Source organism: Stenotrophomonas lactitubi (assembly GCF_002803515.1).
Classification (GTDB): Bacteria; Pseudomonadota; Gammaproteobacteria; order Xanthomonadales; family Xanthomonadaceae; genus Stenotrophomonas; species Stenotrophomonas lactitubi.
The window spans coordinates 242,183-266,603 of the sequence record NZ_PHQX01000002.1; the positions used below are offsets into that span (position 1 = coordinate 242,183).

Genomic DNA, 24,421 nt, shown 5'->3' on the forward strand with positions numbered 1-24,421 from the left:
GATCAATTCTATTAAATCAAATCATTTTTATCATCTTTGAGGTTTCCCCAAGATGGCAGCTCATTCGACACGCGCAGCTTCATTCGACGCTGCTGCGTGCCAGATCCCGGACCTGCCTGAGGAGACCCATGACTTCCCTTTCACCTGCTGCTCGAGACCGCCTGACGCTTTCAGCGGCATGCGTGGCATCCCTGATGTTCGGGCTGGAAATCTCGAGCGTGCCGGTCATCCTGCCGATACTGGAGGCAGAGCTGGGTAGCAGCTTCAGTGGCCTGCAGTGGATCATGAATGCCTACACCCTGGCCTGCACGACGGTGCTGATGGCGGCTGGTGCACTGGCGGATCGCTATGGGCGCAAGCGTGTATTCGTGGTCAGCCTGCTGCTGTTCGGTATCACATCCTTGGCCTGCGGCCTTGCGCGCAGCGGGCCAGCCTTGATCGTGGCTCGATCGCTGCAGGGCGCGGCGGGAGGCGCAATGCTGGTCTGCGTGTTTACGGTGCTTTCCCACCAGTTCAGTGATTCCGCACAGCGAGCCAAGGCATTTGGTATCTGGGGCGTGGTCTTTGGCGTGGGACTGGGTTTCGGCCCGGTCATTGGGGCTGGCGTCGTGGCCATCAGCAACTGGAGTTGGGTGTTTCTGGTGCATGCGCCCTTGGCAATTGGCGCGACGGTTCTTGCCGCGCTGGGCTTCAGGGAATCCCGAGCGCCAAGTCGCCGCAAACTGGACCTTGCGGGGATCGTCTCGCTCTCGGTGGCCGTCTTCTCTTTCACCTGGTACATCACTCAGGGCATTCCTGCAGGCCTGGCAAGCGGCTCTTCCATGGCGGCCGCCCTGGTTGCTGGCATCAGCCTGGCGGTATTCATCGCGGTCGAGCGCAGGGCGCCGGACCCGATGTTCGATTTTTCCATCTTTGGCAACCGGCGCTTTTCGGGCGCATTGCTGGGCTCGATGGGCATGAACTTCAGTTTCTGGCCACTTATGGTGTACCTGCCATTGTTCTTCCAGCACGGACTGGGCTACTCGAACATCGCGACCGGCCTATCCGTGCTGGCATACACATTGCCGTCGCTGCTGCTTCCGCCTTATGGCGAGCGTCTCGCTGTGCGCTTCGGGCCCGAGCGTGTGATCCCTGTCGGGATGTCTGTCATGGGTGGCGGAATGCTCATGATGGCGATCGGTGCAGGCGCGGACAACGCGAGCTGGCTGACGATGCTGCCAGGCTGTGTTCTTGCAGGCTCAGGCCTGGGCGTGATCAATACGCCCATCACCAACACAACGACCAACTCGGTGCCCAGCGATCGTGCCGGCATGGCGTCCGGCATGGATACCAGCGCCAGATTCATCAGCCTCGCCATCAACATCGCCGTAGTGGGGTTGATCCTGGTGAAAGGTACCGACTACGCACTTGGAACGAACCTGCCCTGGGGCGACCCTTCGCATCTGCGATCGCTTGCGGAGGGCTTGTCCGCGGGTACTGCGCGTCTGGATGAATTGGCGGCCACTGGCCAGGTTGTGTCCAGTGACGTCGCGCATCAGTCTCTGCTTTTCGGCTATCGACTCGCCATGGCTTACTCGGGCGCATGTGCCTGTGTCCTGGCAGTTGCCAGTGCGCTTGCGTTCCGGGGCAGTCGTCACTCCATGGCGTCGTCCACCAACGAATCGAAAGTGCTGTGAGGTGCCTGGGGAACGAGCGGAACGTTCGTAGCAGCGTAGCCTGGGCGCAAAAGGTCTGCGCTGAAGCGCTACGGTCTTTGGGGGGAGGCACCCAGGGACCGCTTCCAGCTAGAACCGCTCGTTTACCTCAGGCGACAGCCTCAGGGGCCCGCCACGGCTTGGCCTGAAAAGGCGGCAATCGCCCTCGCATCAGCCTTCGCCCGGGTTCCATGGGATGATGCGCTGCCCACCGGACGAACGACCATGCAGAAGCTGACGGACCCCCATCTGCTGGACGACATCGCCGAGATTGGTCGAATCCAGGCCGTGCCGCGCATCCTGGAGACCGTAGCCCACATCACGGGCTCGCGCTTCACCGCCATTGCCCGCGTGACCCAGACCACCTGGACCGCGTGCGCCACGTTCGACACCCTGGGGTTTGGGCTTGTTCCGGGTGGCCAACTGGTGCTCGAGACAACCATCTGCGATGAGATCAGGCAGTCGGCAACGTCGGTGGTATTTGCGCATGCGAGCAAGCACCCGGTTTACGCCACGCATCACACGCCGCGGATCTACGGGCTCGAGAGTTATGCGTCCGTTCCCATCCATCGGCCGGACGGAAGTTTCTTCGGCACACTCTGCGCGATTGACTCGGCACCGGCCAGCTTCGACGTGGCCCACGTGCAGAGATCCATGGAGCTGCTGGCCGATCTGGTAGGAAGCTACCTCGACAAGGAAGATCGCCTCGAGCGAGCGGAAACTGCGCTCTCCGACGCGCACCGCGTCGCCGACCTGCGCGACCAGTTCATTGCCGTGCTGGGTCATGACCTGCGCAGTCCTCTGCAGGCAATCAGCATCGCCGCGGATTCGCTGGCATGTGAGCTGAACGCTGAAGGTCAGCAACGAATGCTCGCGCACATCGCCTCAGGCGTTGCCAGAATGGATGGACTGATCAACGACGTGCTTGATTTCGCCAGGGGGCGTCTGGGCGGCGGTATTCCCATCGCGCTGCAGCTGACCAGCACGCTGGAAGAAGACCTGAAAAAGGTTGTGGAAGAGGTGGCCATCGCCACTGGCCGCCAGGACATCAAGGTCCGCATGCAGATGGACGACAACGTGGTCTGTGATCCGAGCAGATTGGCGCAGCTCCTGGCCAACCTGCTCACCAATGCAGCCGAACACGGAGCGCGCTCGTCGCCAATTGCGCTGACCGTCAACGCCACGCCCGAAATGCTTACGCTCGAAGTACACAACGACGGACACATTCCATCAGAGAGGATGGACGCCATATTCAGTCCGTTCTCTCGCGAGAAGAGTGAGCAGCCACGGCCCGGCCTCGGCCTCGGCATCTACATTGCGTCGGAGATTGCGCGCGCTCATGGCGGCACGCTGGAGGTGCAGTCCAGCGCGGCCACCGGCACCTTGTTCACGTTCAAGATGCCGCGGCTGGAACTTGCGTAGAGAGGCAGGTCTCGCTGCGCTCCGCCCTGACTGCGTCTTCAGCCCTCAACGTCCTTCACTTGCGGGCGTGTCGCGCGTCTTTTTCATCCACGCCCTTCGCAGCCGCGCGACTCTGCGCAAACTCTGGGAACGTTTCCTCGATCGAGTCCTTGTCCGGCAGCACGTAGAACACACCGCCCTTCTCGAACGTGGGGTTCACGATCTGCTCGTAGAACCCGGGTGAGACGTTGATGCAACCGTGGGTGACGCGGTTGTCGTCCGGCGTGGCGGATGCCAGTCGTTCGCTGCGCTTCTCTTTCGGGGTGCCCGGGGGGAGCGGGTGCATCGACACGGCGGAATCGTAGTCCACCCACAGCACGCGTCCGGCGTCCTCGGACGGGCCATAGCCACCAATGAAACGGCCGGCCGGGGTGGTGCGGTCGTGGCCTGGAATCGCGCTCAGCGCGAGCTTGGCGACGCCGGGCGCCGAGTGATCGCCGATGGCCGAACCAAACAATGCCGGCGCCGCGCCACGCAGCTTGCCGTCACCGCCGAAGACCAGGACCTGCGCAGCGGCCTTGTCCATGATCGCGAACGGATAGCCCTGGTTGTCCTTGCTGGCGACTACCCAGCCGGCCAGTGCAATGACGGTCTCGGATACTTCCTGGCCCTGCGGAAGTTCATCGGCGGCGTTCGCCGTTTCCGCGGCAGGTGCTTCTTTTGCTTCCTTGCCATTCTTGGCACTGGCCACGCTGGTGCCTGCCAATGCCAGCGCGATGGTCAGCGCGGCCGACACGGCCCGGCGTGCAGGGAATGAGTACGTACGAATGGGACGGCTCCTTCGGATGAAGACCGAGAGGTTGAAAGACACCAGTGGCCGGCGAAGGCCACTGGTGTCTGGTTCAAGCGTTCATCAAAGTGGGTGGGAGAGCGGTTACCCGCGCGGCTTGCGGCCCGGGACCCTTTCGAGCTGCTGGACGCGGCCTTCAATCTGATCCAGACGCTGGTTGGCCTGCTGTGCGGACTGGTTGGCGGATTCGGCGCTCTGCGCCGCGCCTTGCACCTTCACGTCGAGCTGGTCGAGACGTGAGTTGATCGAAGCGAATTCGTCTTTGTAGGTGGCGCAAGCACCGAGGCTTACGGTAGCAACGATGGCTACGGTGACGGCACGTGCCGCGTTGATTTGCTGCTTGGTCAGGAACATTCCACTCCCTCCTTCGTCTGGGGAGTCTGGAATATAGCGGCGTTTGTTCCCGGCGCTGCGAAGTGCTTTCAGCTGCAGTTGGAAGACGTGGATGGGCCGTGAAGGTGCGGCAAGCAGCCAACCTTAACAAGCGGGAACAAGCGAGCTGTGCTGCATCGGTCGATGCCCTTGCGCCGCTTCGATACAGCCAATTCATCAGGATGAAGCGGGCTCACGCTGTCCTAATGAATGGGCGCAGATGAGCGTCGCGCAACAGCTACGCCCGCACCTCACTGCTACACGTGCAGTTCTCAGATGCACGAAGCGGTCATGCCCTTCGTCCTGCGCCCGACGGCTACTACATGACGTATCGAGAGTTCCCTGAACAGGAACCTCATTCATGTACCGGTCAGTTCAATATTCAGGGCTGATTTCATCAACAAACGGATAATTCACACCTGTCGAACGCCCCTTATCCCTCCCCTCCCGAGGGGCGTTCGACGAAACCAAAATAATTAAAGGTGTATCCCGATGATCAAGAATTCGCTGCTTGCCCTGGGTCTGTTGGCCGCGCTGCCGTTCGCCGCATCGGCTGCCGATGGTCTGTCGTACAACTACGTTGAAGGCGGCTATGTGAACACCGATGCCAAGGGCGGCGACGCTGATGGCTGGGGCGTGAAGGGCTCGGTTGCCGTGCACCCGAACTTCCATGTCTTCGGTGATTACAGCAAGCAGGAAACCGACACCTTCAAGAATGATGTCGCCCAGTGGCGCATCGGTGCCGGCTACAACTACGGCATCGCACCGAACACCGACCTGGTGGCTCGTGTTGCGTACCAGAAGTTTGATATGAAGCACGGCCTGGACTTCAACGGCTACTCCACTGAAGTGGGCGTGCGCACCGCGTTCAACCCGTACCTGGAAGGCTATGCGCTGGCCGGTTACGAGGATTACAGCAAGAAGCACGGTATCAACCCGGACGGCGAGTTCTACGGCCGCGTCGGCGCCACCGCCAAGTTCAACCAGAACTGGGGCCTGAGTGGCGAAGTGAAGCTGGCCAAGGCCGGCGACCGCGAGTGGTTCGTGGGCCCGCGCTTCAGCTGGTAACAAACGCCTGTCGTTAGTGCGTGTAACTGGCGTGTGACCTCTCTCCCATACGCCAGTGAAGCCCGGCCTCGTGCCGGGCTTCTCTTTTTCCGGTTTCGCTTTGCCACAATGGGGCATGGGCGAACCTTCCACTCTCGCTGGCACCGGCACGGCCTACCAGGAACACCTGGCGCCTGCGCTGCTGCGTGGCCAGTTCGGCCAGCTCTGGCAGAGCCAGTTGTCGGCCGACGCCAGCGGCAGCATCACCGTGCTGCCCGATGGCTGCGTGGATATCCTCTGGCGTGAGGGTGCCCTGTTCGTGGTGGGGCCGGACCGGACCGCCGCACACCCGCAACTGGCGCCTGGTGCGCAGGTGTTGGGCGCGCGTTTCCGGCCCGGGCAGGCATCGGCGGCACTTGGCATCGACTTGTCTGAGATCGTCGGTCAGGCCGTGCCGCTGATTGAATTCAATGCCCGATGGGCAACGCAGGTTGCGGCCTCGATTGGTGATGCCGCGCCTGAGCAGCGTCTGCAACGTCTGGCCGATTGCCTGCAACAGAACATGCCTGCGGCCGTGGTGGACGAACACACGAAACGTGCGCATGTGCTGTTCGCGCACGCTGCCAAGGGCGACGTCAGCGTCGATGCACTCGCCACCCACCTGGCGATGAGCCCGCGCACCCTGCGCCGCTTCAGCCAGGCGCAGTTCGGTTACGGTGCAAAGTCGCTGGAGCGGATCCTGCGCCTGCAGCGGTTCCTGCGCTGCAGCCAGGCACAGCCCGCGCACAGTCTGGCGATGCTGGCCGCCGAGGCGGGCTATGCCGACCAGGCGCACCTCAGCCGCGAGTCCCGCGAGCTGTCCGGCCTGACCGCCAGTGCGCTGCGCCAGGAGTGGGCGCGTTGATGGCCGTTTCGTTCAAGACGCCTGCTCAACGCTGACCGATGCTGTGCGCTCCAACCACGGAGCCGCCCCATGAGTCACGCAGACACCACTGCTGCCGAACGCCGCATCGACAACATCGAATTCAACGTCGCCGACATCGCCCGCAGCAAGCGGTTCTATGGGCAGGTCTTCGGCTGGTCCTTCACCGACTACGGTCCGGCCTATACCGAGTTCGATGATGGCCGCCTCAAAGGGGGTTTCGTCGCTGACGAGGCGGTGGCAGCCACGGGAGGTGCGCTGGTGATTCTCTACTGTTCGGATCTGGCAGATGCACAGCAGCGCATCGTCGCGGCCGGCGGCGAAATCGTGCAGGACGTGTTTGCTTTCCCCGGTGGCCGTCGCTTCCACTTCCGCGATCTGGACGGCTACGTGCTGGCAGTATGGAGCGACCAAGGCTGAGCCTTGGTTGCCCCGGTGCTAGCGGACCGGCCTGCGGTACATCTCTGCGAGCGTGGCCTTGTACTGCGCCAGTGGCTGCAGCCCCATCGCCTCGCGGCGCGCATCCAGGCCTTCCATGTCTTCGGTGGGGCGGAGTTCCATCGCGCCATCATCGGCCTGTGTGAACTGGCTGCCATAGCGCTGCGGTTTGCCCTGCGCCAGCAGCACGCGATCAGTCAGTAGTGCCAGATCTGCAGAATCAGCTTCACCGGCTTTGGCGGCCTTCTCGATCAACGGCAACATATCGGCCTGGAACACGGGATCGTGATCGGCGTGCTGGACCAGCAGCCACGCGGCTTTGGCACCATCATGTCCAGCCAGGGCATACGTCGGCCAACCCTTGTCAGCTACCACCGATTTCAGCCAGTCGGCGTTGGCCTTGATCACTGGAGCTGTTGCTTTGAATGCCTCGCCACCGCCAGCGTCGACAGCCGCGTGCTGTGCCACCTGGTCGAGCTCGGCGCGCTCCAGCAGTTCCCTGCGCAGGGGCGCGTCCACCAATGCGAGGCGCCGCTGCTCGGCGGCCAGCACCTGTTTGTGCAAGTCCGGCCACGCCGGGTCGTTGCGCAGTGCATTCAATCCCGGCCGGTCCTTGTGCAGCAGGTCATCGAACGACAGCCTGCCGCTGGGGAGCAAGGTGGTCACGTAGTTCATCGCCTTTACCCGCTCGCCGGCCGCTGCCGTGCATTCAACCAGCAGCAGTTCGCCACCCTCGGGAAAACGGCCTCCACGTTGCAAAAGATCATCCAGCAACTGCGCACATCCGCTGAAGTCATCGGCGCCATAGCGTTCGAGCGCGCTGAAGAAGGGGCCTTCGTTGGAGGCTCGAATCTGCATCGGGATGGCCAGCAGCAATGCCAGTGCTACGGCAACGGGCACATGCGGCCATCGCATCAGTGAACGGAACATCGGCTGCTTCCTCCGTGAAGTGCGTGGATGGCGAGCCCTTGCAGGCCGCATGTCTGCAGGCTAGCAGTGTCATGGCGAGGCCTCAAATTGACAGGCGGCCAGAGCAGCCGGAGCATTCGATCACCGACACTGAGCAACAGGCGCACGCGCTTGCCAGCGGATGGCTTACGCTCGCCGCGAACTGAGAACCGCTCCGTCGCCCGCAAGGCCGTTCCGCTATGATCGCCCGCACATCGCCCCATGCGATTTGCCCGCCTCAAGCCAGCAGGAACTGCCGTGAACGCCCAGCCCGCCCCCATCACCGCCCTCAACCACACGCTCGACAACGAGCCGCAGCAGATCACCGCACCGCTGACCCATTCGGCCGCGTTCCTGGTGCTGACGGTGAAGGACGATGAGGCGTCGCTGGCGAAAGTGCGCGAGGTGCTGGCCAGCACCGATGACCTGATCAAGAACACCGCCATCCGCGAGATCGAGCGCACCTTCACCTGCAACGTGGCCATCGGCCACCGCGTGTGGGCGCCGCTGGTGGGCAGCACGCCGCCGCGCGAGTTGAAGCCGTTCCAGGAAGTGAAGGGTGCTGCCCACACTGCCGTGTCCACGCCGGGCGACCTGCTGTACCACATCCGTGCACGCACGATGGACCTGATCGTGGCGTTCGAGAAGAATCTTCTGCTGGCCTTCGGCGATGCCGTGGAAGCGGTGGATGACGTGGCCGGTTTCCGTTACTTCGACGGCCGCGACCTGCTCGATTTCGTCGACGGTACCGCCAACCCGGAGGGGCTGTCGCTGCCGGAGGCGACCATCGTCGGCGACGAAGATCCCGACCATGCCGGTGGCAGCTACGTGGTGGTGCAGAAGTACCTGCACAACCTCGATGCCTGGCGTGCGCAGAAGACCGAAGCGCAGGAAGCAATCATCGGCCGCACCAAGCACGACAACATCGAGCTGGATGACGCGCCGGCCGACGCGCAGAAGTCGCACAAGACGCTGTGCACCATCGAGGATGCCGACGGCGAGCACGAGATCCTGCGCGACAACATGCCGTTCGCCAATCCGGGGCGCGGCGAGTACGGCACCTACTTCATCGGCTACACGCGTCGGCTGTGGGTGATCGAGAAGATGCTGGAGCGGATGTTCATCGGCAATCCCGCGCCGCTGCACGATCGCATTCTCGATTTCTCCACCGCGACCACCGGCGTCACCTTCTTCGCCCCCTCGCGCAAGGTGCTGGCCGACCTGGGCGACTGATCACGCCGGGTGGGGCAGCCAGGTAGATCCACGCCATGCGTGGATGGATCAACCGGTTGCCCAGAACAGCCACGCATGGCGTGGCTCTACTGCGCCGCCATCTGCCTGTCATCTGCAGCACCGACCATGGCGCGTTGGACGGCAGTGGAGGCGTGGGTGATGAATTCTGCAGGCAACAGGCGCACCACGCGCCGTGGCTGGCGCCCGTTGGCATGGTTGCTGGGCCTGCTGGCGCTGGGCAGCGCCAGCGTGTCCGCACAGGACGCGCCTGCGCATTGGATGGCCTATGCCGCCTCCGTCAGCGGCGAACTGCAGCAGCGCCTCCAGCAGGAACAGGATCCACGCGCCCAGCGCCTGCTGGCCTGGCTGCAGGAGTATCCCGATACGCCGACACCGCTGGTGGTGAGCGTGTGGATCGCCCGCGATGGCGCGATCTCCAAACTGGAATTCGACAGCTTGGGTGATGCCCAGGTGGATGCCGATCTGCGTGCGACGCTGCAGGCCACGGCGTTGCCGGCGGCGCCGCCGAAGGACATGCGCCAGCCGCTGCGGTTGGGGCTGGTGCTGCAACCCAGGTAGAGCCGCGCCATGCGTGGCTGCGTTTGGTAGATGCCGACCTTGGTCGGCACGTGAGCGCCAACCAAGGTTGGCGTCTACCGGTGCCCGCCAGCCACGCATGGCGTGGCTCTACCGCGTTGCCAGCTGCGGTTCACGTGCGGCTGCACGCCACGCCCGCAGCCCGAACAATGCCAGGCCCAGGAAGAACACGTACAACGCAGCAGTCACGTGCAGCGACTTGAACAGGTACGCGCCCACGTAGACCACGTCCACCACGATCCACACCCACCAGCAGGCGGCGTGTCGGCGTGCCTGCCACCACTGCCCGACCAGGCTCAACGCGGTCAGCATCGCGTCCAGCCATGGCAGCGCCGCATCGGTGAAGGTGTGCATGCCGGCGCCAAGCGCGACGCCGGCGCACAGGCCGATGGCGAGGTCGCGCAGCAGCGTGCCGCGCGCCAGCGGCACGATGCGGATGCTGCCCTCATCGGCCGCGTGCTGGCGCCAGTTGATCCAGCCGTAGACCAGGAAACCACCGAAGGCGACCTGCAGCAGCGTGTCCGAGTACAGCTTGGCCTCGGCGAACACCGCGCCGTACAGCGCGACCGACAGCAGGCCGACCGGCCACGCGGCCAGCCGTCGCTTCGCCATCAGCCACACCCCGAGGATGCTGAAGAGGGCTGCAGTCCACTCGAGCGCGACGCCGCTCACAGCGCGAACGTCACCGACAGGCGTGCCTGTCGCGGTGCGCCCGGGAACAGGTAGTAGTCACCGCCGCTGCTGCCGGTGTCGCGCCAGTAGAAGCGGTTGAACAGGTTGTCCACCGACAGGTTCCAGGTCACGGCACGCTCGTGCAGGCGGTGCTGGAAGCGCAGGCCAGCGTCGAACACCGAGTAGTCCGGTGCGCGTACACCGCCATCGGCGCGGGCGACGTTGGCGGCGGCATAGCGCCAACCACCGGTCACGTCCAAGCCCTCGGCGAACGGCAGTGCATAGGCCAGATGCACGCTGGCGCGCACCTTCGGCACGTTCACCAGCTGATGGCCTTCGTAGGCCGGAGTACCGCTGTCGCGTGCGCGCGCCTGCAGCACGCTGGCGCTGGCGACGATCTGCAGGGCGTCGGTCAGCTGGCCGTTGGCGGTCAGTTCCAGGCCGGTATGGGTCTGCTTGCCTTCTTCGACGAAGGTGTAGCCGGCATCACTGCCGTCCGGCTTTGCGTACTGGTAGGGCTGGGTAGTGCGGAACACCGCGGCGCCCAGGGTGAGGGCGTCCACCGGCACGTACTTCACACCCACTTCCAGCTGCCGTGACTGCATCGACGGCAGGAAGGTATCGGCGTTGGACGTCCAGAACGGTGCTTCCTGGCCCAGCGAAATGCCGCGCACGTAGCTGGCGTAGGCGTTGAGCTGGTCGGTGGCCTTCCACACCAGCGCGGTCTGCGGCAGGAAGCGCGACAGGCGGCTGTGGCGCTGCGGCGTGCCGCGCTTGTCGTAGGCGCGCTCGTCGAGGCGCACGAAGCGGCCGCCCGCCAGCCACTGCCAGTCATCGCCGAAGCTCATCCGGTCCAGCGCGAAGAACGCGGTCTGGCGGCTGTCCAGGCGCCGTGCCGATGCACCCGGCATCTTCGGCGAGGGCTCGAACACCGGCACCTGCGCATCGTGGATGTTGCTGGTGCCGACGTACTCGTTGACGCTCGGGCGCTTGTCGACGGTGCGGCGGAAGTAGTCGGCGCCGATGCTCAGCTGGTGGCCGACGCTGCCGGTGTCGAAGCTGCCGCGCAGTTCGGCACGCGCCTGCTGGTTACGGCGGGTGTCATCCGGGCTGCGGTAGTCGTAGATGTCGTAGTCGCCGTTGGGGGCGAAATAGTTGCCCGGCACGCTGCCGTCTGCGCACCCTGCGGTGTAGTAGCAGCCGTAGGCGAAGGCGACGTTGTCATCGATCACCGAGCGGCTGTGACCGATCGACAGCCGCGACTGCCAGGCGTCGTTGAAGTCGTAGGTGTGCAGGGCGGTGATGTTGGTGCTGGCGATGTCCACCGGCCGCTGCCACGGCTGGTAGCCGAGCAGGCGCTCGCGGTCGACGCCGCGCGGCAGCTCGCGCGCGCCCAGCAGCTGGAAGCCGGACACCGAGCGCTGCGAGCTGGTCTGGTAGTTGGCATCCACTTCCAGCTTGCCGTGTTCGCCGATCAGCCAGTCGGTGGCCAGCGAATAGAAGTTGCGGCGACCGTCGGCATGCTCGACGTAGGAATCACTGGCATCCCAGGCGGCATTGAAACGGACGCCGAAGCGCGGGGTCAGCCAGTGGCCGACATCCACGGCGGCATAGCGCGAGCCCTCCGAATCGGTGCCCAGGGTGACCGTGCGTACTTCGGCCGGGCGCTTGCCCACGTAGTTGATGATGCCGCCGGGCGCCATCACGCCAGCCGCCAAGCCGGCTTCGCCCTTCAGGATCTGCACTTCCTGGATGTTCTCCAGCGCCAGGCGCTGTTCGCCGGCGATGGACATGCCGTTGAAGCGGTAGCCGGTGGCCGCATCCAGCGCGAAGCCGCGGATGGCGATGCTCTGGTAGTAGCCCACCGGCGCATAGGCATCGCCCAGTGAGGCGTCATTGCTGGCCAGCTCGGACAGCGAACGTACCTGGCGACGGTCGAGGTAGTCGCGCTCCAGCACGTTGACCGAGGCGGGCGTGTCCTTCCAGGAGCCGCCGCCGAATGCGTTGACGCGCGAGGTATCGGCCTTCGGTTTGCCGGCCTGCACGCGCACTGCCGCCAGTTCGGTGGGCGAGGACGGCGGAGCATCAACGGCGTCGGCGCCTGCCTCGCTGGCGTACAGCGGCAGGGCAGCGCAGAGGGCAAGGGCGAGCAGGGTGGGGCGCAGGCAGCGGTTCATTCGATTCGTCTTCAGACAACAAGGGAGACGAAGCGACGGCGCGCAGGTGCACCGGCCCATGACGGGGGTGTGGCTGCGGCTCAAAGCTCCCTACGCCGGTGCAAACCGGATCAGGTTCCAAGGGACTCTCTCAGCCTGGCAGATCCAGGCACCCCCGCTTCAGGTGACCATTTCACTACAAATGGTACGGATTTGCGAGCTACCTCCCTTCAGCCGCGGTCAGATCCCTTTCCAGCGGAAAGGGATCTGACCCCGGCCGAGCGCATCATCGACGCATGGCGTCGATCTACCGGGTACCCAGCGTGTTGGGTGGCTCGCGGCTTACGCGGCGGCGTGCAGGGCCGCCAGCAGGGCCTGGCCGGGGGCCGTGGCGAACCAGGCCGGATGCCCGAGCATGAACGGCTGCCAGGCGACGTCGGCATTCGCGGTGGAGCCGGTGACGCCCTCGAAGTACTCCACTTCGGACAGAGCGAAGTCGAAATGCACCATCGGCAGCAGGTCGGCCAGCAGGTGCACGCGCGTGGGCGACAGCGGCAATTCCTGCCGGTAGCCGTCCAGCAGGGCCAGGGCGATATCGATGCGTACCGCGTCGGTGCCGCGCTCCAGCTGCAGCCAGGCCACCGCGTTGCGTTCGATCGCGGTGGCCAGGTCGAACAGCGCGCTGGTCGGCGAGGCCAGACCGAAATCGAGCACCGTGGCAATCGTGCCGTCGTCGTTCCACAGCAGGTTGGAGACGTGCCAGTCGTTGTGCGCCCACAGCCGTGGTTCGTCCTGCAGGCGCGCGGCCAGGCCGTGGTGCCAGGGCAGGACGTCGCGGTGCAGCTGTTCTTCCCAGGGAATGCGCGCCAGGTAGCGGGCCAACCCGGGGCGGTTGCCGAGGTCGGCCTTCAGCGCGGCGATCGGGTCATCGGCGCGGATCAGGTCGTCGCGTGCCACCAGCAGATGGGTACTGCGTTGCGGGGCGTGGTAGCTGGCCGCGGCGCGGTGCAGCGTGGCCAGCATGCGCCCTGCCTCGCGGGCCTGGGCGACGTCGGTCAACGGCGACCACGAAGGCAGTTCGCGATACAGGTCCTTGCCGGTGCCCACCGCATGCAGTTCGTAGGTCCACTGGTCGTGTTCGAGTGCGGTGCGGCCATCGTTGCTGGCCAGCACCTGCACCACCGGCATGCCGGCAGTCGCCAGATGTGCGATGAAACGGTGTTCTTCCTCCAGGCTTCCAGCGCTGCGCACACTGTGATGGTGGCGCTTGATGAAGAGCGGACCGCCCGTGCCGTCGACGATGGCCGCGGCCGACAACGGACGCGGGCTGTGCCAGCGCAGCGTGCTGTCCGCGCCCAGCTGCGGAAAGTGGCCATGCAGCCAGGTGATCTCCTGCGCGTCGATCGCTGGCCAGTCGGCGGCGACCTCGTCGTTGTTGAGGCCCTGCACGCGATGGGGGGAAGAAGTCATGCCACGGCCGCTGGTGAGTAAAGGAACATCCAAGGCTGCGCATTCAACGCCATGGACGCCACAGACGCAAACGGGCGGGTCATCGACCCGCCCGTCAGGGACATCATGTGCGGCCTGTGGCCGGCGCGCTTACCAGCCGCGATGGCGGCCGCGGTCGTGGTAGTAACGGTTGTCATGGCGCTCGCGCTGCCAGCGACGGTCATCGCGGCGGTCGTAGCCATAGCCGCGGTTGTAGCCCCGGTCATAACGGCGGTCGTAGCCACGGTCGTAACGGCGGTCATAGCGCCCGTCGTAGCGGCGATCATGGCGGTCGGAGGTGGTCAGGTTGCCGATGGCGCCGCCGGCAACCGCGCCGCCGACGGTGGCGGCCGGGTCGCCGTTGGAGATCAGGTGACCCGCCACGCCGCCGACCACGGCACCGACCACGGTGCGCTTGTCCTTCCTCGACATCGCGCTGGCATCACTGACCACGGCCACGCCGGCAAGAAGTGCCAGGGCCATCGCCAGACCACGGAAGCTGAGTGCGGAAGTGCTGAGCATGTTGGGTTCTCCTGTGAGGTGCATGCCACGGTGGGCAGGGAGGGCGCTGGGCGCCCCGGCTGCCGTAGGGACCACGCTGGTGCCCGGACATTGCCGGAACATTGCGCGCGATCCCCGTGCGGCTTGCGCATTCATCTAGCGTCAGGCGGCATGAAGCGAGGCTGAAAGCGCTGCGGCCGCTCAGCTGCCAGAAAGGAAAAGGGCCGCAGTACGCGGCCCTTCCCCTGGTCTCCGCCTGCCTGGCTCAGTGGCCCATGGCGCGCTGGGCCTGCTTCACCTGCTCCTGCTGGGCGTCCTGCTGCTGCAGGACATTCGGTGCACCGTGCACCGCACCACTGCTGAGCGCCATGCTCTGCTCGCTGGCAGCGCGGGTTTCCACCGCCGCGCGGCAGGCGGCCGGGTCGCCGGCGGTGCCCTGTACGGCAAACATGCGCTCGCCGTTGGTGCTGGGCACCACCGAATCGATGCGCTGCATGCCGCTGGCCTGCGCTTCCTTGGTCAGTGCAGCGGCGGCGGCCTCCAGTGCATGGCGGTCCTTGAAGGTGCCTGCCGGCAGGCCTTCCATGCCCTTCACGGCCTGGTTGTACATCGGGTTCTGCGGATGGCGCTCGTCATTGAGCAGCGGACGCTCGCGCGCGTCCTTGATCGCATCCAGCGTCTTCGGGCCGATGATGCCGTCCACTGCCAGACCGTTGTCCTTCTGCAGCTGGCGCACGGCAGCCTCGGTGTTGCGACCGAACTTTCCATCTTCGACCAGCGGTTTGCCGTCGGCGCCCACATATCCCAGGTGGCCCAGCTGTTCCTGCGCCCTGCGCACACCTTCGCCGTGCGCACCCTGCTTATGTACTTCGTTGCTGGTCTGCGGCTTTTCCGGCGCTGCCGGCTTCGGCTCGGACGCGCTCTTGGCCTGCGCCTGCTCATGCGTCTGGCTGCGGTTCTCCAGCAGGTCGCGTGCCTGGTGCAGCGGATCAGAGGCGAACAGCTTCCAGTTCGGGTGGTCCTTCACCTGCTTGAGGTAATCCTCCACCGGCATCGTGTGCACACCCAGCTTGCCGGTGGACTGGCTGATCAGCAGCTTGTCGGTGTTCGGGTCACGCACCACCATCACGATGTGGTCGATGCCATTCCAGTGCTCGTGCTTGGTCTTGGCCGTATCCAGGCCGATCACCATGCCTTCCTTCAGCGCACCCGGCTTGAGGATGTCGTCGCGCTTGAGCAGCACGCCCGAGTCCTTGTAGGCCTCGTGCACGATCCCGCCGGAGCCGGCGAAGCCCAGCTTGATCTTGTCGGCGTCGGCGAACACCGCGTGGCCGGCCTTCTGGTTGATCTCGTCCTGGGTCTTGTTGAGCATCGTGCCGACCCAGCCGGAGCAGTCGATGTAGCCCTGCTCGACGTTCTTGCCGGTGACACCCTTGCCACGGTAGTACTGGCTGGATTCGATGTTGATCGCGTACTTGACGTTGTCGTACTTCACGCCGGCGTTGTAGGCCGCATCCAGCGAAATGCCGGGTGCATCCGGCTTGGCTGCGGCAGCCGTGGCGGTGGCAGCGATGGTCGCGGCACCGGCCGCAACAGCGGCCTGCGCGGCCGGGGTCACGGTCTGCGTCGGTGCGGCCTGCACCGGTGCGGGACGTGCCTGGGCCTCGGTGATCGGTGCGATGTTCTTTTCCGGGATGCTGATCGCGTCGTACTTGCGGTCGTAGTACTGGGCGAAGGTGCTGGCCAGGTCACGATCATTCATCGTGCGCATCTCGGTGCGCGTGTGCCCGGTCAGCGCTTCCACGTCGCCACCGATCTGGCCCATGATGCGCGGGCGCATGTTGATCGGATCGCCGTGGCCATCACGCACCAGGCCGAACGTGCCGGTGGCGATCGCGGTCTGGATCGAACCGTAGCCGGCCGCACCCTGCTGGTGTGCCAGATACAGGTCCAGGCCGCTCGGCTTGTCATCACCGGACAGGTACGGGTGGCCGGTGCGGTCATGGCGCTTTTCCATGTCCACCAGGTTGCGCTTGAACATCTCCGCTGCCGCTTCGGTGTTGCGGGTCGGGTCGTACTCGTGGCCGGTCAGGCCGTACTGCTTGGCCGACGACGGCAGGAACTGGAACAGGCCCTTGGCATCGGTCTTGTCGTTGTGCGCGCGTTCGTTGAAGCGGCCACCGGTCTCGATGTGGGCAAAGCGCAGGAAGTCTTCGCTGGCGATGCCCTTGCGCTGTGCAACCTGCTCGATGATGTCGAGAACTTCCTTTCTGCTGTAGTCACGTTGTGCCATGACACTTCCTCTGGGGTTGATGGTGCGGCCTTTGCCGCGATACGCCAACCGGACTCATCCGTGAGTCTTCAACATGTCGGTCAACAGGTGCTGCGGGGTGTTGCGTCTTACTTTTCGACGTAGGCCTTGCGGGCGGCGTCGTAGTGGTACTGGCGTGCATCGGCCGCACCCAGCGCACGGGTCTGGCCCGGGCCGGAAATGGTGGTGCCGGTGGCGGTGACACTGATGGTGGGCAGGTCGCTGCCGGCGACGGCGTTGAAGGCCAGAACGCCCTGGTTGCTGACGCACGGCATCACCTGACCGTCGTCGCAGGCGGCCGAATTGTCTTCGCCGGTGATCACCGTGCCCAGGCTTGCCCAGACCTGGCCGTCTTCGGATTTCTCGTAGTCCGGGTTGAACACCAGCACGGCGTAGCTTTCGATGCTGGTGCCGGTGGCGAAGGTGCTGGTCGGCACCGCCAGTACCAGCTTGCCGGCCGGGGTGCGGTACTCCAGCGGCTTGCGCTTGCTGTCGATGTCCGGCGCGGTGCCGTTGGCGCCGACGGTGCCGATCCACGGTTCGGCGCCCTTGAACACCCACGGCCGATCCGGCTTGTCGCCGGTCAGGGTGAAGGTGGCCTCGGTGAGCGTGACCTGGCTGTCCGGACCGACGTCGTCCTCGCCGGGCTTGCCGTACTTCTGCGGCGTGTTCCAGGCAAAGCCGGTGTAATAGCGGGTGCCGGCCACTTCGAAGGCATGGCCGAACCAGAAGGTGGCGACACTGCCATTGGCTACTTCATACGAAACGGCGCCATCGCCGTCGACGTCGTAGATGAAATACAGCACGCTGCCGGCATCGGGGGGCGTGGCGGTGGCCGTGGTGGCGGGTGTGGCGGAGCTCTGCATCGGGGCAACATCCTGTCGTGGCGCGGTGGCGCCCTGTGGTGACGCGGTCGAAGTCGAGGGGGTGCAGGCGCTGGCAAGCAACGCTACGAGCAGGCCGGCGAACGTCGCACACAGACGTGGGCGGACACGGGCCAAGCGGGATTCCGGAAGGATCTTCATGCACCTCTCCATGGTTTGCGGGCGTCGGGCAGGAAGGCCAACGCAGAACACGCCCCACCCCAAGTGAGGGGGGAACGTCGTGATGAGCCGGTCGATTCCTTCGACCTCGCATAGGAAAACCCATCAGGGCCGATGATGGCACAGATGCGACGATGATCACAGGGGGCAGGGGGGAGGCTCCCCCAAAGAGCTGTGAACGGTGTCTCAGATCCTGCCGTCGCGCAGGTAGTCGAACAGTTCCGCGTCGCCCTTCAGCCCCAGCTTGAGCATGGCATCGCCCTTCTGACGGCTGATGGTGCTGACGCTCTTGTGCAGCTGCAGCGAGATTTCCTTCACCGTCATGCCGGTGCCGAGCAGGCGCAGCACCTCCACTTCGCGCGGTGACAACGGCTTGCCATCGCCCTCGCGCATGCGCCAGCTGCCGGCTTCCTCCACCCGCTCACGCAGGCTGCGGCTGATGTAGGACTGGCCGCGATAGACCGCCTGGATCGCCTGCGGCAGTTCATCCATCGACGAACTCTTGTCGACCAGGCCGAGCACGCCGCTGTCGAGCACCATGCGCAGGATCGCCAGGTTGTTGGAAACGCTGAGCATGAGCACCGGCAGGTCGGGATGGCGGCGGCGGATCATGCCGATCATGGCGAAGCCATCGGCCTGGGGGCTGCCGGGCATCGAATAGTCGGTGACCAGCAGGTCGCAGGGCTGGGTGGTCAGCAGGGTCATCAGCGCCTGGGCGTTGTCGGCCTCGCCAACGACTTTGCCAACGCCGCTGGACTCGATGACGGCGCGGGTACCGATGCGGACCACGGGGTGATCGTCTGCGATGATGATGCGCAAGGTCATGCTCTAGTATGGCCACCGGCACGCCGGACCGCGACTATCGCGGTCCTTGGCAGGACTTCCAGGAGATCGTTGCAGATGCGCAGCTGGGCGGCTCGTGGACTGATCCTGTTGACGACCCTGCTGGCTCTGCCGGCGCTGGCCCAGTCCGCGTCCGCGCCGGGACCGTTGCCGCTCAGTCCCCTGCAGCGCGAATACCTGGCCGCACACCCTGTTGTCGTTGTTGGACAGTATGACAGTGGCTGGCCCCCTTTTGAGTCGATCCAGGACGGGAAGCAGGTGGGCCTCGGCCCGGACTACCTGACGCTTTCGGCCCGTCAGCTTGGACTGAAGGTGGAGACGCGCCGCTTTGCAGACTGGCCCTCGGTGCTGGATGCGGCATGTCGCGGCGAGATCGACGTGGTAATGAACATCGCGCTCAGCGCCGAGCGCACCCGTTGCATGGTCTACACCGCCGCCTATGCCGAAGCACCGCTGGCCATGGTCGGGCGTCCCCAGGACCTGCGTGCTTCGGAGGCACCCGATCTGGATGGCCTGCGCGTTGTGGTCGAGCAGGACTTCATGACCGGGCCGCAGGTGCGTGCGCGATTCCCACGGGCACGACAACTTGTCGCAGACAACACGCTGACCGCCTTGAATATGGTCAGAGACGACAAAGCCGACATTTTCATCGGTAATGCCTACGTGGCAACGGAACTGATCGCCGCCGCCAAGTTGAAGGGTGTGGTGTTGCTGCGGCCCAGCGATCTGCCCCCCGAGCAGTTGCATTTCGGTGTGCCCAACAGCAAACAACCGTTGTCCGAAGCACTGGATCTGGCGCTTGCCGCTGTCAGCGAAGCTCAGCGCGACACCCTCGCGCAGCGCTGGCTGCCACCGCCGCAGTGGTCGGCGTCGGCGCAGCTGGCATTGAGCCAGGCCGAGAAACGCGTGCTGCAGCAGCCATTGAAGATCGGCTTTGCGCCCAACGCCGCACCGCTGTCGTTCGCCGACAGGAATGGCAAGCCCAGTGGCCTGACCAATGAATACCTGCAGCGCCTGCTGCAGGCCGGCGCCAACCTGCGGGTTGAAAACAGCCATGACTGGTACGAGGTGCGCGAGAAGGCGCGTCGCGGGGAACTGCAGGCGGTGATCGGCATTCCTTCCGATTCGCGCTATCTGGGGCCGGAATGGGTGTTCAGCCAGCCCTTCATCACCGTGCCCAACGTGATCGTCACCCGCACGGATGGTCCGTCGATGCTGGGCTTGTCGGACCTGGACGGCAAACGCGTGCTGCTGTCCGATCCGGAGCGCATCCGCGGCTACGTGCAGCAGCAGGCGCCGTCGGTGAAGATCGTCGCCGCGCGCAGTGCCGAGCAGGCCCTGCAACGTCTTGCGGATGGCGAGGCCGATGCCTACGTTGGCAACCTGGCGCTGGTCGACCAGCTGCTGCGCAACCGCTTTCCGGGGCGCCTGCAACTGGCTGCGCCAGCCGGGTTCAACGACCAGCTGGCGCTGGCGGTGGAGCGCCGCCATGCGGCCTTGGCCACCACCTTCGACCGCCTGCTGCTGCAGATGGGGCCACGCCAGCGCGAGGCCCTGCGCGGCGATTGGCTGGCGGTGGAATATCGCGATGGGGTGGACTGGCGCACGCTCCTGCGTTGGGGCCTTCCCCTGCTGCTGGTGCTGGCCACCGCGGTGGCGGTGCACGGGTTGGGGCACTGGCGGTTGCGCCGCGAAGTGGCCGGCCGCCGTGAGCTGGAGCAGCGCCTGGCCGAGGTGACCGACAACCTGCCTGCCATCGTCTACCAGGCCCGCCGCGAAGCGGACGGCACCTTGAGCTTTCCCTTCATTGCCGGCGATGTGCAGTCGATGTTCGGCATCAGCCGGCAGCAGGCGGAAGCGGATGGGCAGGCGTTGCTGGCGTGCATCGATGCCGATGACCGTGAAAAGGTGTTGCGTGCGATGGAACTGGCGGCGCGCAATTTCGCGCCGCTTTCCTTCGAGTTCCGTATCCATCGTGACGGAGGCGTGCCCTGCTGGGTGCGCAGCCAGGCCCATCCGTATTCAACCGAAGCGGGCGCGGTGACCTGGAGTGGTTACTGGGTGGACGTGAGCCAGGCGCGCGCGCAGGCCGACGCGCTGGCGGCGGCGATGGTCGAAGCCGAACAGGCGGCGGCAGCGAAGTCGCGCTTCCTGGCCACCATGAGCCATGAAATCCGCACGCCGATGAGTGGTGTGCTGGGCATGCTGGAAGTGCTGGCGCATTCGCCGTTGGACGCCGAACAGCAACGCATCCTCGGCGTGATCGAAGACTCGGCGCAGATGCTGCGGCAGATCCTGGACGACATCCTCGACTATTCGCGGATGGAAGCGGGCGCGCTGCGACTGGAGCCGGTACCGCTGCCGGTGCGGCCCCTGCTGGAAGGGGTGCATCGATTGTTGTTGCCGCAGGCCACGGCGCGCGGCCTGGACCTGCAGCTGGACATCGACGAACAGCTGGCCCAGGCCCATGAAGTGGATGGCGTGCGTTTTCGACAGATCGTGTTCAACCTGGTCAGCAATGCCATCAAGTTCACCGTGAAGGGCTCGGTGCGGCTGCAGCTGGAGGTGCTGGGACCCACTGCGGAGGATGGCAGCCAGCCGCTGCGCCTGAGTGTCACCGATACCGGCATCGGCATTGCGCCGGAGCAGTTGCCGACCCTGTTCGAACCCTTCACCCAGGCCGGCGCGTACATCCAGCGCGACCATGGTGGTGCCGGGCTGGGCCTGAGCATCTGCCGGCGCTTGGTGCAGAAGATGGACGGCGAAATGAAGCTGGAAAGCACGCTGGGCGAAGGGACGCGGGTGGAAGTGCTGCTGTCGCTGGTGGAGGCGCGCAGCGAGGATGTGATGGCGCTGCAGGCCGAGCATCAGCAGATCGCGTTGCTGCCCCCTGATCTGCGCCAGGCACGGGTGATGGTCATTGAAGACCATCCCACCAACCAGGCGATGATGGCCTGGCGCCTGCAGCAGCTGGGTGTGCCGCATGTGCTGGTCGATGACGGGCAGCAGGCCCTGGACCGGCTGGCGGAGGAATCGGAATCCTTCGATCTGGTCATCACCGATTGCCGCATGCCGGTGTTGGATGGATTCGGCTTCACCCGCCTGCTGCGCGAGCGCGAGGGCCGCAACGGCCAGCCGCGGATGCCGGTACTGGCGCTGACCGCCAGCGTGCTTGACGACGACGCACGCCGCTGCCGCGAAGCCGGCATGGATGACGTGCTGGCCAAACCGTTGTCGTTGGCGACGCTGCGACAGGCGCTGCTGCGCTGGCTGCCGCGCGCGGACGGTGTGGAGGATGACCAGACTGCAGTGGACAGCGACGATGAACCCGATGGCGACGAGGGCCTGCCCGACCTGGCGACCCTGCAGCGGCGCTTCGGTTCGCGCGAGATCGCCCAGCAGCTGCACGACAGCATGATCAAGGCCAGCAACGAGGACATCGCGACCCTGCAGCGCGCGCTGCAGGAAGGCGACCGGGTGACGGCCGCGCTGCATCTGCACCGGCAGGCCGGTGCGCTGGGCGCGGTGGGTGCACGGGGCCTGGCCGATCGCGCCAACGTGCTGGTGGAACGGTTGCAGGCCGCAGGTGATGCCGAGATCGCAGCGGCGATCGCTGATGCCGGACAGTTCGTGGAGCATCTGCAGCACCAGCTGCAGCACCTGGCTCACTGAGCCGCGTATTCCTGCAGGTAGGCGATCACCAGTGCGCGACGCTCCGCGCTCGGGAAGGCGTTGTACATGCGCGTGCCGGGCACCAGATGGGTGGGCGACTGCAGGAAGGTGTCCAGAGTCTGCGCACTCCACACGAAGTCGGCGCGGCGCATGCCTTGCGAGTATCCGTAGTCGGGCAGGCTGCCCGCACGACGGCCGATCACCCCATGCAGGTTGGGTCCGAAGCGGTGGATGCCGCCGGCCTTGACGGTGTGGCAGCCGGCACACAGTTCGAATGCCTGCTGCATCGCCTGCTGGCGTGCCTGTTCCGGCGTGCTGGGCACAGCCGGTTGGCGCTGGCACGCGCTGGCGGCCAGGGTCATGGCAACAACAAGAAGCAGATGAAAGGCGCGCATGGCGGGCAGGATAACGGTCGCACGCCACGTGGAGCTGCGACCGGCGGTCGCAGCCCCATCACCGGTCACATGCCGGAGTAGTTCGGTCCGCCGCCGCCCTGCGGGGTCACCCAGACGATGTTCTGGGTCGGGTCCTTGATGTCGCAGGTCTTGCAGTGCACGCAGTTCTGCGCGTTGATCTGCAGCCGCGCATCGTTGCCGTCGCCGACGAATTCGTACACACCCGCCGGGCAGTAGCGTGCTTCCGGGCCAGCGTACTCGGCCAGATTCACCTTCACCGGGATGCTCGCATCCTTCAATGTCAGGTGGCTGGGCTGGTTCTCGTCGTGGTTGGTGCTGCTGAGGAACACCGAGCTGAGGCGGTCGAAGGTCAGCACGCCATCGGGCTTGGGATAGGCAATGCGCGCGTGCTTCGAAGCCGGCTCCAGGCAGGCATGGTCCGGAATGCTGTGGCGCAGGGTCCACGGCGGATTGCGCACGCCCAGCTTCGGCAGCAGCCACTGCTCGATGCCGGTCATCAGCGTGGCCACGGTCTGGCCCTTCTTGAACCACTGCTTGAAGTTCTTCGACAGCTTCAGTTCGTCGTGCAGCCAGCTGGTTTCAAAGGCGGCCGGGTAGGCGCTGAGTTCGTCGTGCTGGCGATCGGACACCAGCGCGTCGAAGGCGGCATCGGCGCACAGCATGCCGGTCTTGATCGCCGCGTGGCTGCCCTTGATGCGGCTGACGTTGAGGTAGCCGGCCTCGCAGCCGACCAGTGCACCGCCGGGGAACACGGTCTTCGGCAGCGACATCAGCCCGCCGGCGGTGATCGCACGCGCGCCGTAGCCGATGCGGGTGCCACCTTCCAGGTGCTTGCGGATCGACGGATGGGTCTTGAAGCGCTGGAACTCCTCGAACGGGCTCAGCCACGGGTTTCTGTAATCCAGGCCGACCACGTAGCCGATGGCGACCTTGCCGCCGTCGGCGTGGTACAGGAACGCACCGCCGTAAGTATCGGTGTCCAACGGCCAGCCGGCAGCGTGCACCACCAGGCCCGGCTCATGCTTGGCCGGGTCGATCTGCCACAGTTCCTTGATGCCGATGCCGTAGGCCTGCGGATCCTTGCCTTCGTCCAGCTTGAAACGGCTGATCAGCTGGCGGCCGAGGTGGCCGCGCGCGCCTTCGGCGAAGATCGTGTACTTCGCCTGCAGCGCCATGCCGCGTTCGAACGCCGGGCCGATGCTGCCGTCCTTTTCGATGCCCATGTCGCCGGTGGCGACGCCGATCACTGCGCCATCATCGCCGTACAGCACTTCGGCGGCGGCGAAGCCCGGGAAGATCGCCACTTCCAGCGCTTCGGCCTGCTGCGCCAGCCAGCGGGTGACCTCGCCCAGGCTGATGATGTAGTTGCCTTCGTTGTGGAAGCACTTGGGCAGCAGCGCGTGCGGGGTGGTGCGCGCGCCGGTCTCGCTGAGGAACAGGAACTCGTCGCGGGTGACCTTCTGCTTCAGCGGTGCGCCGCGCTCGGCCCAGTCCGGGAACAGTTCGGTCAGCGCGCGCGGGTCCATCACCGCACCGGACAGCACGTGCGCGCCAGGCTCGGAACCCTTCTCCAGCACACAGACCGACAGTTCACGACCGGCTTCGATCGCGCGTTGGCGCAGACGGATCGCGGTTGCCAGGCCGGCCGGGCCGGCACCGACGATGACCACGTCGAATTCCATGACTTCACGCGGGGGCAGGGCGTTGGCTTCAGCACTCATCGATTGCATGACTCGTGGGTAGTGCCGGCATCGGGGCCACCGGCGGTTGCCTGGGAATCGCGCGTGCAGCCACGGGCGAAACGGTTGTTTGAATGT

20 protein-coding genes and 1 riboswitch are annotated in these 24,421 nt (G+C 65.4%); of the genes, 8 read left to right on the top strand and 12 right to left on the bottom strand.

Annotated elements, in window-relative coordinates:
- The first annotated feature begins 128 nt into the window (after window positions 1-128).
- Together CR156_RS20585 and CR156_RS20590 are read left to right on the top strand one after the other, a co-directional pair.
- Window positions 129-1,676, top strand: a complete 1,548-nt coding sequence (locus CR156_RS20585) for an MFS transporter (protein WP_100554372.1) — start codon at window positions 129-131, stop codon at window positions 1,674-1,676.
- A 243-nt stretch (window positions 1,677-1,919) separates the two neighbouring features.
- Window positions 1,920-3,116: a GAF domain-containing sensor histidine kinase gene (locus CR156_RS20590; protein WP_100554373.1), complete on the top strand. Its 1,197-nt coding sequence runs from the start codon at window positions 1,920-1,922 to the stop codon at window positions 3,114-3,116.
- 55 nt (window positions 3,117-3,171) lie between these two features.
- On the opposite strand, the gene CR156_RS20595 is transcribed toward CR156_RS20590, so the two are convergent.
- A complete protein-coding gene (locus tag CR156_RS20595; RefSeq protein WP_100554519.1) occupies window positions 3,172-3,873 on the bottom strand; it encodes a hypothetical protein in 702 nt (233 codons plus the stop codon).
- 156 nt (window positions 3,874-4,029) lie between these two features.
- A complete protein-coding gene (locus tag CR156_RS20600) occupies window positions 4,030-4,299 on the bottom strand; it encodes a hypothetical protein (protein WP_089241667.1) in 270 nt (89 codons plus the stop codon).
- Window positions 4,300-4,812: 513 nt separating this feature from the next.
- Between CR156_RS20600 and CR156_RS20605 the strand changes: the two genes are divergently transcribed.
- From CR156_RS20605 to CR156_RS20615, 3 genes are all read left to right on the top strand, one after another.
- Window positions 4,813-5,385, top strand: a complete 573-nt coding sequence (locus tag CR156_RS20605; protein ID WP_176022450.1) for an OmpO family porin — start codon at window positions 4,813-4,815, stop codon at window positions 5,383-5,385.
- Between the two features lie 115 nt (window positions 5,386-5,500).
- Window positions 5,501-6,268 carry a DUF6597 domain-containing transcriptional factor gene (locus tag CR156_RS20610; RefSeq protein ID WP_100554374.1) on the top strand — a complete coding sequence of 256 codons (768 nt, stop codon included), beginning with the start codon at window positions 5,501-5,503 and terminating at the stop codon, window positions 6,266-6,268.
- A gap of 69 nt (window positions 6,269-6,337) precedes the next feature.
- The gene (locus CR156_RS20615) at window positions 6,338-6,706 is read left to right on the top strand and encodes a VOC family protein (RefSeq protein ID WP_100554375.1); all 369 of its coding nucleotides are present in this window, start codon (window positions 6,338-6,340) and stop codon (window positions 6,704-6,706) included.
- A gap of 18 nt (window positions 6,707-6,724) precedes the next feature.
- Here the strand turns inward: CR156_RS20615 and CR156_RS20620 are convergent, their stop codons facing one another.
- Window positions 6,725-7,654 (bottom strand): DUF6624 domain-containing protein, encoded by a 930-nt coding sequence (locus tag CR156_RS20620; RefSeq protein ID WP_100554376.1) that lies wholly within the window; start codon window positions 7,652-7,654, stop codon window positions 6,725-6,727.
- 276 nt (window positions 7,655-7,930) lie between these two features.
- Between CR156_RS20620 and CR156_RS20625 the strand changes: the two genes are divergently transcribed.
- Together CR156_RS20625 and CR156_RS20630 are read left to right on the top strand one after the other, a co-directional pair.
- Window positions 7,931-8,905, top strand: coding sequence for a Dyp-type peroxidase (locus CR156_RS20625; protein ID WP_100554377.1), 975 nt, complete (start codon window positions 7,931-7,933; stop codon window positions 8,903-8,905).
- Between the two features lie 159 nt (window positions 8,906-9,064).
- A complete protein-coding gene (locus tag CR156_RS20630) occupies window positions 9,065-9,484 on the top strand; it encodes an energy transducer TonB (protein WP_100554520.1) in 420 nt (139 codons plus the stop codon).
- A 108-nt stretch (window positions 9,485-9,592) separates the two neighbouring features.
- Here CR156_RS20630 and pnuC read toward each other — a convergent pair whose 3' ends face one another.
- The 7 genes from pnuC to CR156_RS20665 all read right to left on the bottom strand — a co-directional run bounded on the left by pnuC (window position 9,593) and on the right by CR156_RS20665 (window position 18,498).
- The gene (gene pnuC / locus CR156_RS20635) at window positions 9,593-10,174 is read right to left on the bottom strand and encodes a nicotinamide riboside transporter PnuC (protein ID WP_100554378.1); all 582 of its coding nucleotides are present in this window, start codon (window positions 10,172-10,174) and stop codon (window positions 9,593-9,595) included.
- Window positions 10,171-12,351 (bottom strand): TonB-dependent siderophore receptor, encoded by a 2,181-nt coding sequence (locus CR156_RS20640; protein WP_100554379.1) that lies wholly within the window; start codon window positions 12,349-12,351, stop codon window positions 10,171-10,173. The genes pnuC and CR156_RS20640 overlap by 4 nt, the downstream gene beginning before the upstream one ends.
- Window positions 12,352-12,421: 70 nt before the next feature.
- Window positions 12,422-12,517, bottom strand: a riboswitch (TPP riboswitch).
- Window positions 12,518-12,672: 155 nt separating this feature from the next.
- Entirely contained in the window at window positions 12,673-13,800 is a 1,128-nt protein-coding gene (locus CR156_RS20645; protein WP_100554380.1) for a phosphotransferase enzyme family protein, read from the bottom strand.
- A 129-nt stretch (window positions 13,801-13,929) separates the two neighbouring features.
- Window positions 13,930-14,340, bottom strand: coding sequence for a glycine zipper 2TM domain-containing protein (locus CR156_RS20650; RefSeq protein WP_059063181.1), 411 nt, complete (start codon window positions 14,338-14,340; stop codon window positions 13,930-13,932).
- Window positions 14,341-14,584: 244 nt separating this feature from the next.
- Window positions 14,585-16,612, bottom strand: a complete 2,028-nt coding sequence (locus CR156_RS20655; protein ID WP_100554381.1) for a peptidoglycan-binding protein — start codon at window positions 16,610-16,612, stop codon at window positions 14,585-14,587.
- Window positions 16,613-16,719: 107 nt separating this feature from the next.
- Complete coding sequence (locus CR156_RS20660) at window positions 16,720-17,655, bottom strand: hypothetical protein (protein WP_191078487.1); 936 nt, start codon at window positions 17,653-17,655, stop codon at window positions 16,720-16,722.
- A gap of 204 nt (window positions 17,656-17,859) precedes the next feature.
- The gene (locus tag CR156_RS20665) at window positions 17,860-18,498 is read right to left on the bottom strand and encodes a response regulator transcription factor (RefSeq protein WP_100554383.1); all 639 of its coding nucleotides are present in this window, start codon (window positions 18,496-18,498) and stop codon (window positions 17,860-17,862) included.
- A 75-nt stretch (window positions 18,499-18,573) separates the two neighbouring features.
- On the opposite strand from CR156_RS20665, the gene CR156_RS20670 reads away from it, so the two are divergent.
- The gene (locus tag CR156_RS20670; protein ID WP_100554384.1) at window positions 18,574-22,188 is read left to right on the top strand and encodes an ATP-binding protein; all 3,615 of its coding nucleotides are present in this window, start codon (window positions 18,574-18,576) and stop codon (window positions 22,186-22,188) included.
- Here CR156_RS20670 and CR156_RS20675 read toward each other — a convergent pair.
- Both CR156_RS20675 and CR156_RS20680 read right to left on the bottom strand, forming a co-directional pair.
- Window positions 22,182-22,583, bottom strand: coding sequence for a c-type cytochrome (locus CR156_RS20675; RefSeq protein ID WP_100554521.1), 402 nt, complete (start codon window positions 22,581-22,583; stop codon window positions 22,182-22,184). The two genes, CR156_RS20670 and CR156_RS20675, sit on opposite strands and share 7 nt — an antisense overlap.
- A gap of 65 nt (window positions 22,584-22,648) precedes the next feature.
- Window positions 22,649-24,325 (bottom strand): electron transfer flavoprotein-ubiquinone oxidoreductase, encoded by a 1,677-nt coding sequence (locus tag CR156_RS20680; protein ID WP_100554385.1) that lies wholly within the window; start codon window positions 24,323-24,325, stop codon window positions 22,649-22,651.
- Between the last annotated feature and the right edge of the window lie 96 nt (window positions 24,326-24,421).

Excerpts from the sequence above, each read along its gene's own strand:
- CR156_RS20585 (WP_100554372.1), top strand. The coding sequence starts at position 129 with ATGACTTCCCTTTCACCTGCTGCTCGAGACCGCCTGACGCTTTCAGCG.
- CR156_RS20590 (WP_100554373.1), top strand. The coding sequence starts at position 1,920 with ATGCAGAAGCTGACGGACCCCCATCTGCTGGACGACATCGCCGAGATT.
- CR156_RS20600 (WP_089241667.1), bottom strand. The coding sequence starts at position 4,299 with ATGTTCCTGACCAAGCAGCAAATCAACGCGGCACGTGCCGTCACCGTA.
- CR156_RS20610 (WP_100554374.1), top strand. The coding sequence starts at position 5,501 with ATGGGCGAACCTTCCACTCTCGCTGGCACCGGCACGGCCTACCAGGAA.
- CR156_RS20615 (WP_100554375.1), top strand. The coding sequence starts at position 6,338 with ATGAGTCACGCAGACACCACTGCTGCCGAACGCCGCATCGACAACATC.
- CR156_RS20620 (WP_100554376.1), bottom strand. The coding sequence starts at position 7,654 with ATGTTCCGTTCACTGATGCGATGGCCGCATGTGCCCGTTGCCGTAGCA.
- CR156_RS20630 (WP_100554520.1), top strand. The coding sequence starts at position 9,065 with ATGAATTCTGCAGGCAACAGGCGCACCACGCGCCGTGGCTGGCGCCCG.
- CR156_RS20640 (WP_100554379.1), bottom strand. The coding sequence starts at position 12,351 with ATGAACCGCTGCCTGCGCCCCACCCTGCTCGCCCTTGCCCTCTGCGCT.
- CR156_RS20645 (WP_100554380.1), bottom strand. The coding sequence starts at position 13,800 with ATGACTTCTTCCCCCCATCGCGTGCAGGGCCTCAACAACGACGAGGTC.
- CR156_RS20650 (WP_059063181.1), bottom strand. The coding sequence starts at position 14,340 with ATGCTCAGCACTTCCGCACTCAGCTTCCGTGGTCTGGCGATGGCCCTG.
- CR156_RS20655 (WP_100554381.1), bottom strand. The coding sequence starts at position 16,612 with ATGGCACAACGTGACTACAGCAGAAAGGAAGTTCTCGACATCATCGAG.
- CR156_RS20660 (WP_191078487.1), bottom strand. The coding sequence starts at position 17,655 with ATGAAGATCCTTCCGGAATCCCGCTTGGCCCGTGTCCGCCCACGTCTG.
- CR156_RS20665 (WP_100554383.1), bottom strand. The coding sequence starts at position 18,498 with ATGACCTTGCGCATCATCATCGCAGACGATCACCCCGTGGTCCGCATC.
- CR156_RS20670 (WP_100554384.1), top strand. The coding sequence starts at position 18,574 with ATGCGCAGCTGGGCGGCTCGTGGACTGATCCTGTTGACGACCCTGCTG.
- CR156_RS20675 (WP_100554521.1), bottom strand. The coding sequence starts at position 22,583 with ATGCGCGCCTTTCATCTGCTTCTTGTTGTTGCCATGACCCTGGCCGCC.
- CR156_RS20680 (WP_100554385.1), bottom strand. The coding sequence starts at position 24,325 with ATGAGTGCTGAAGCCAACGCCCTGCCCCCGCGTGAAGTCATGGAATTC.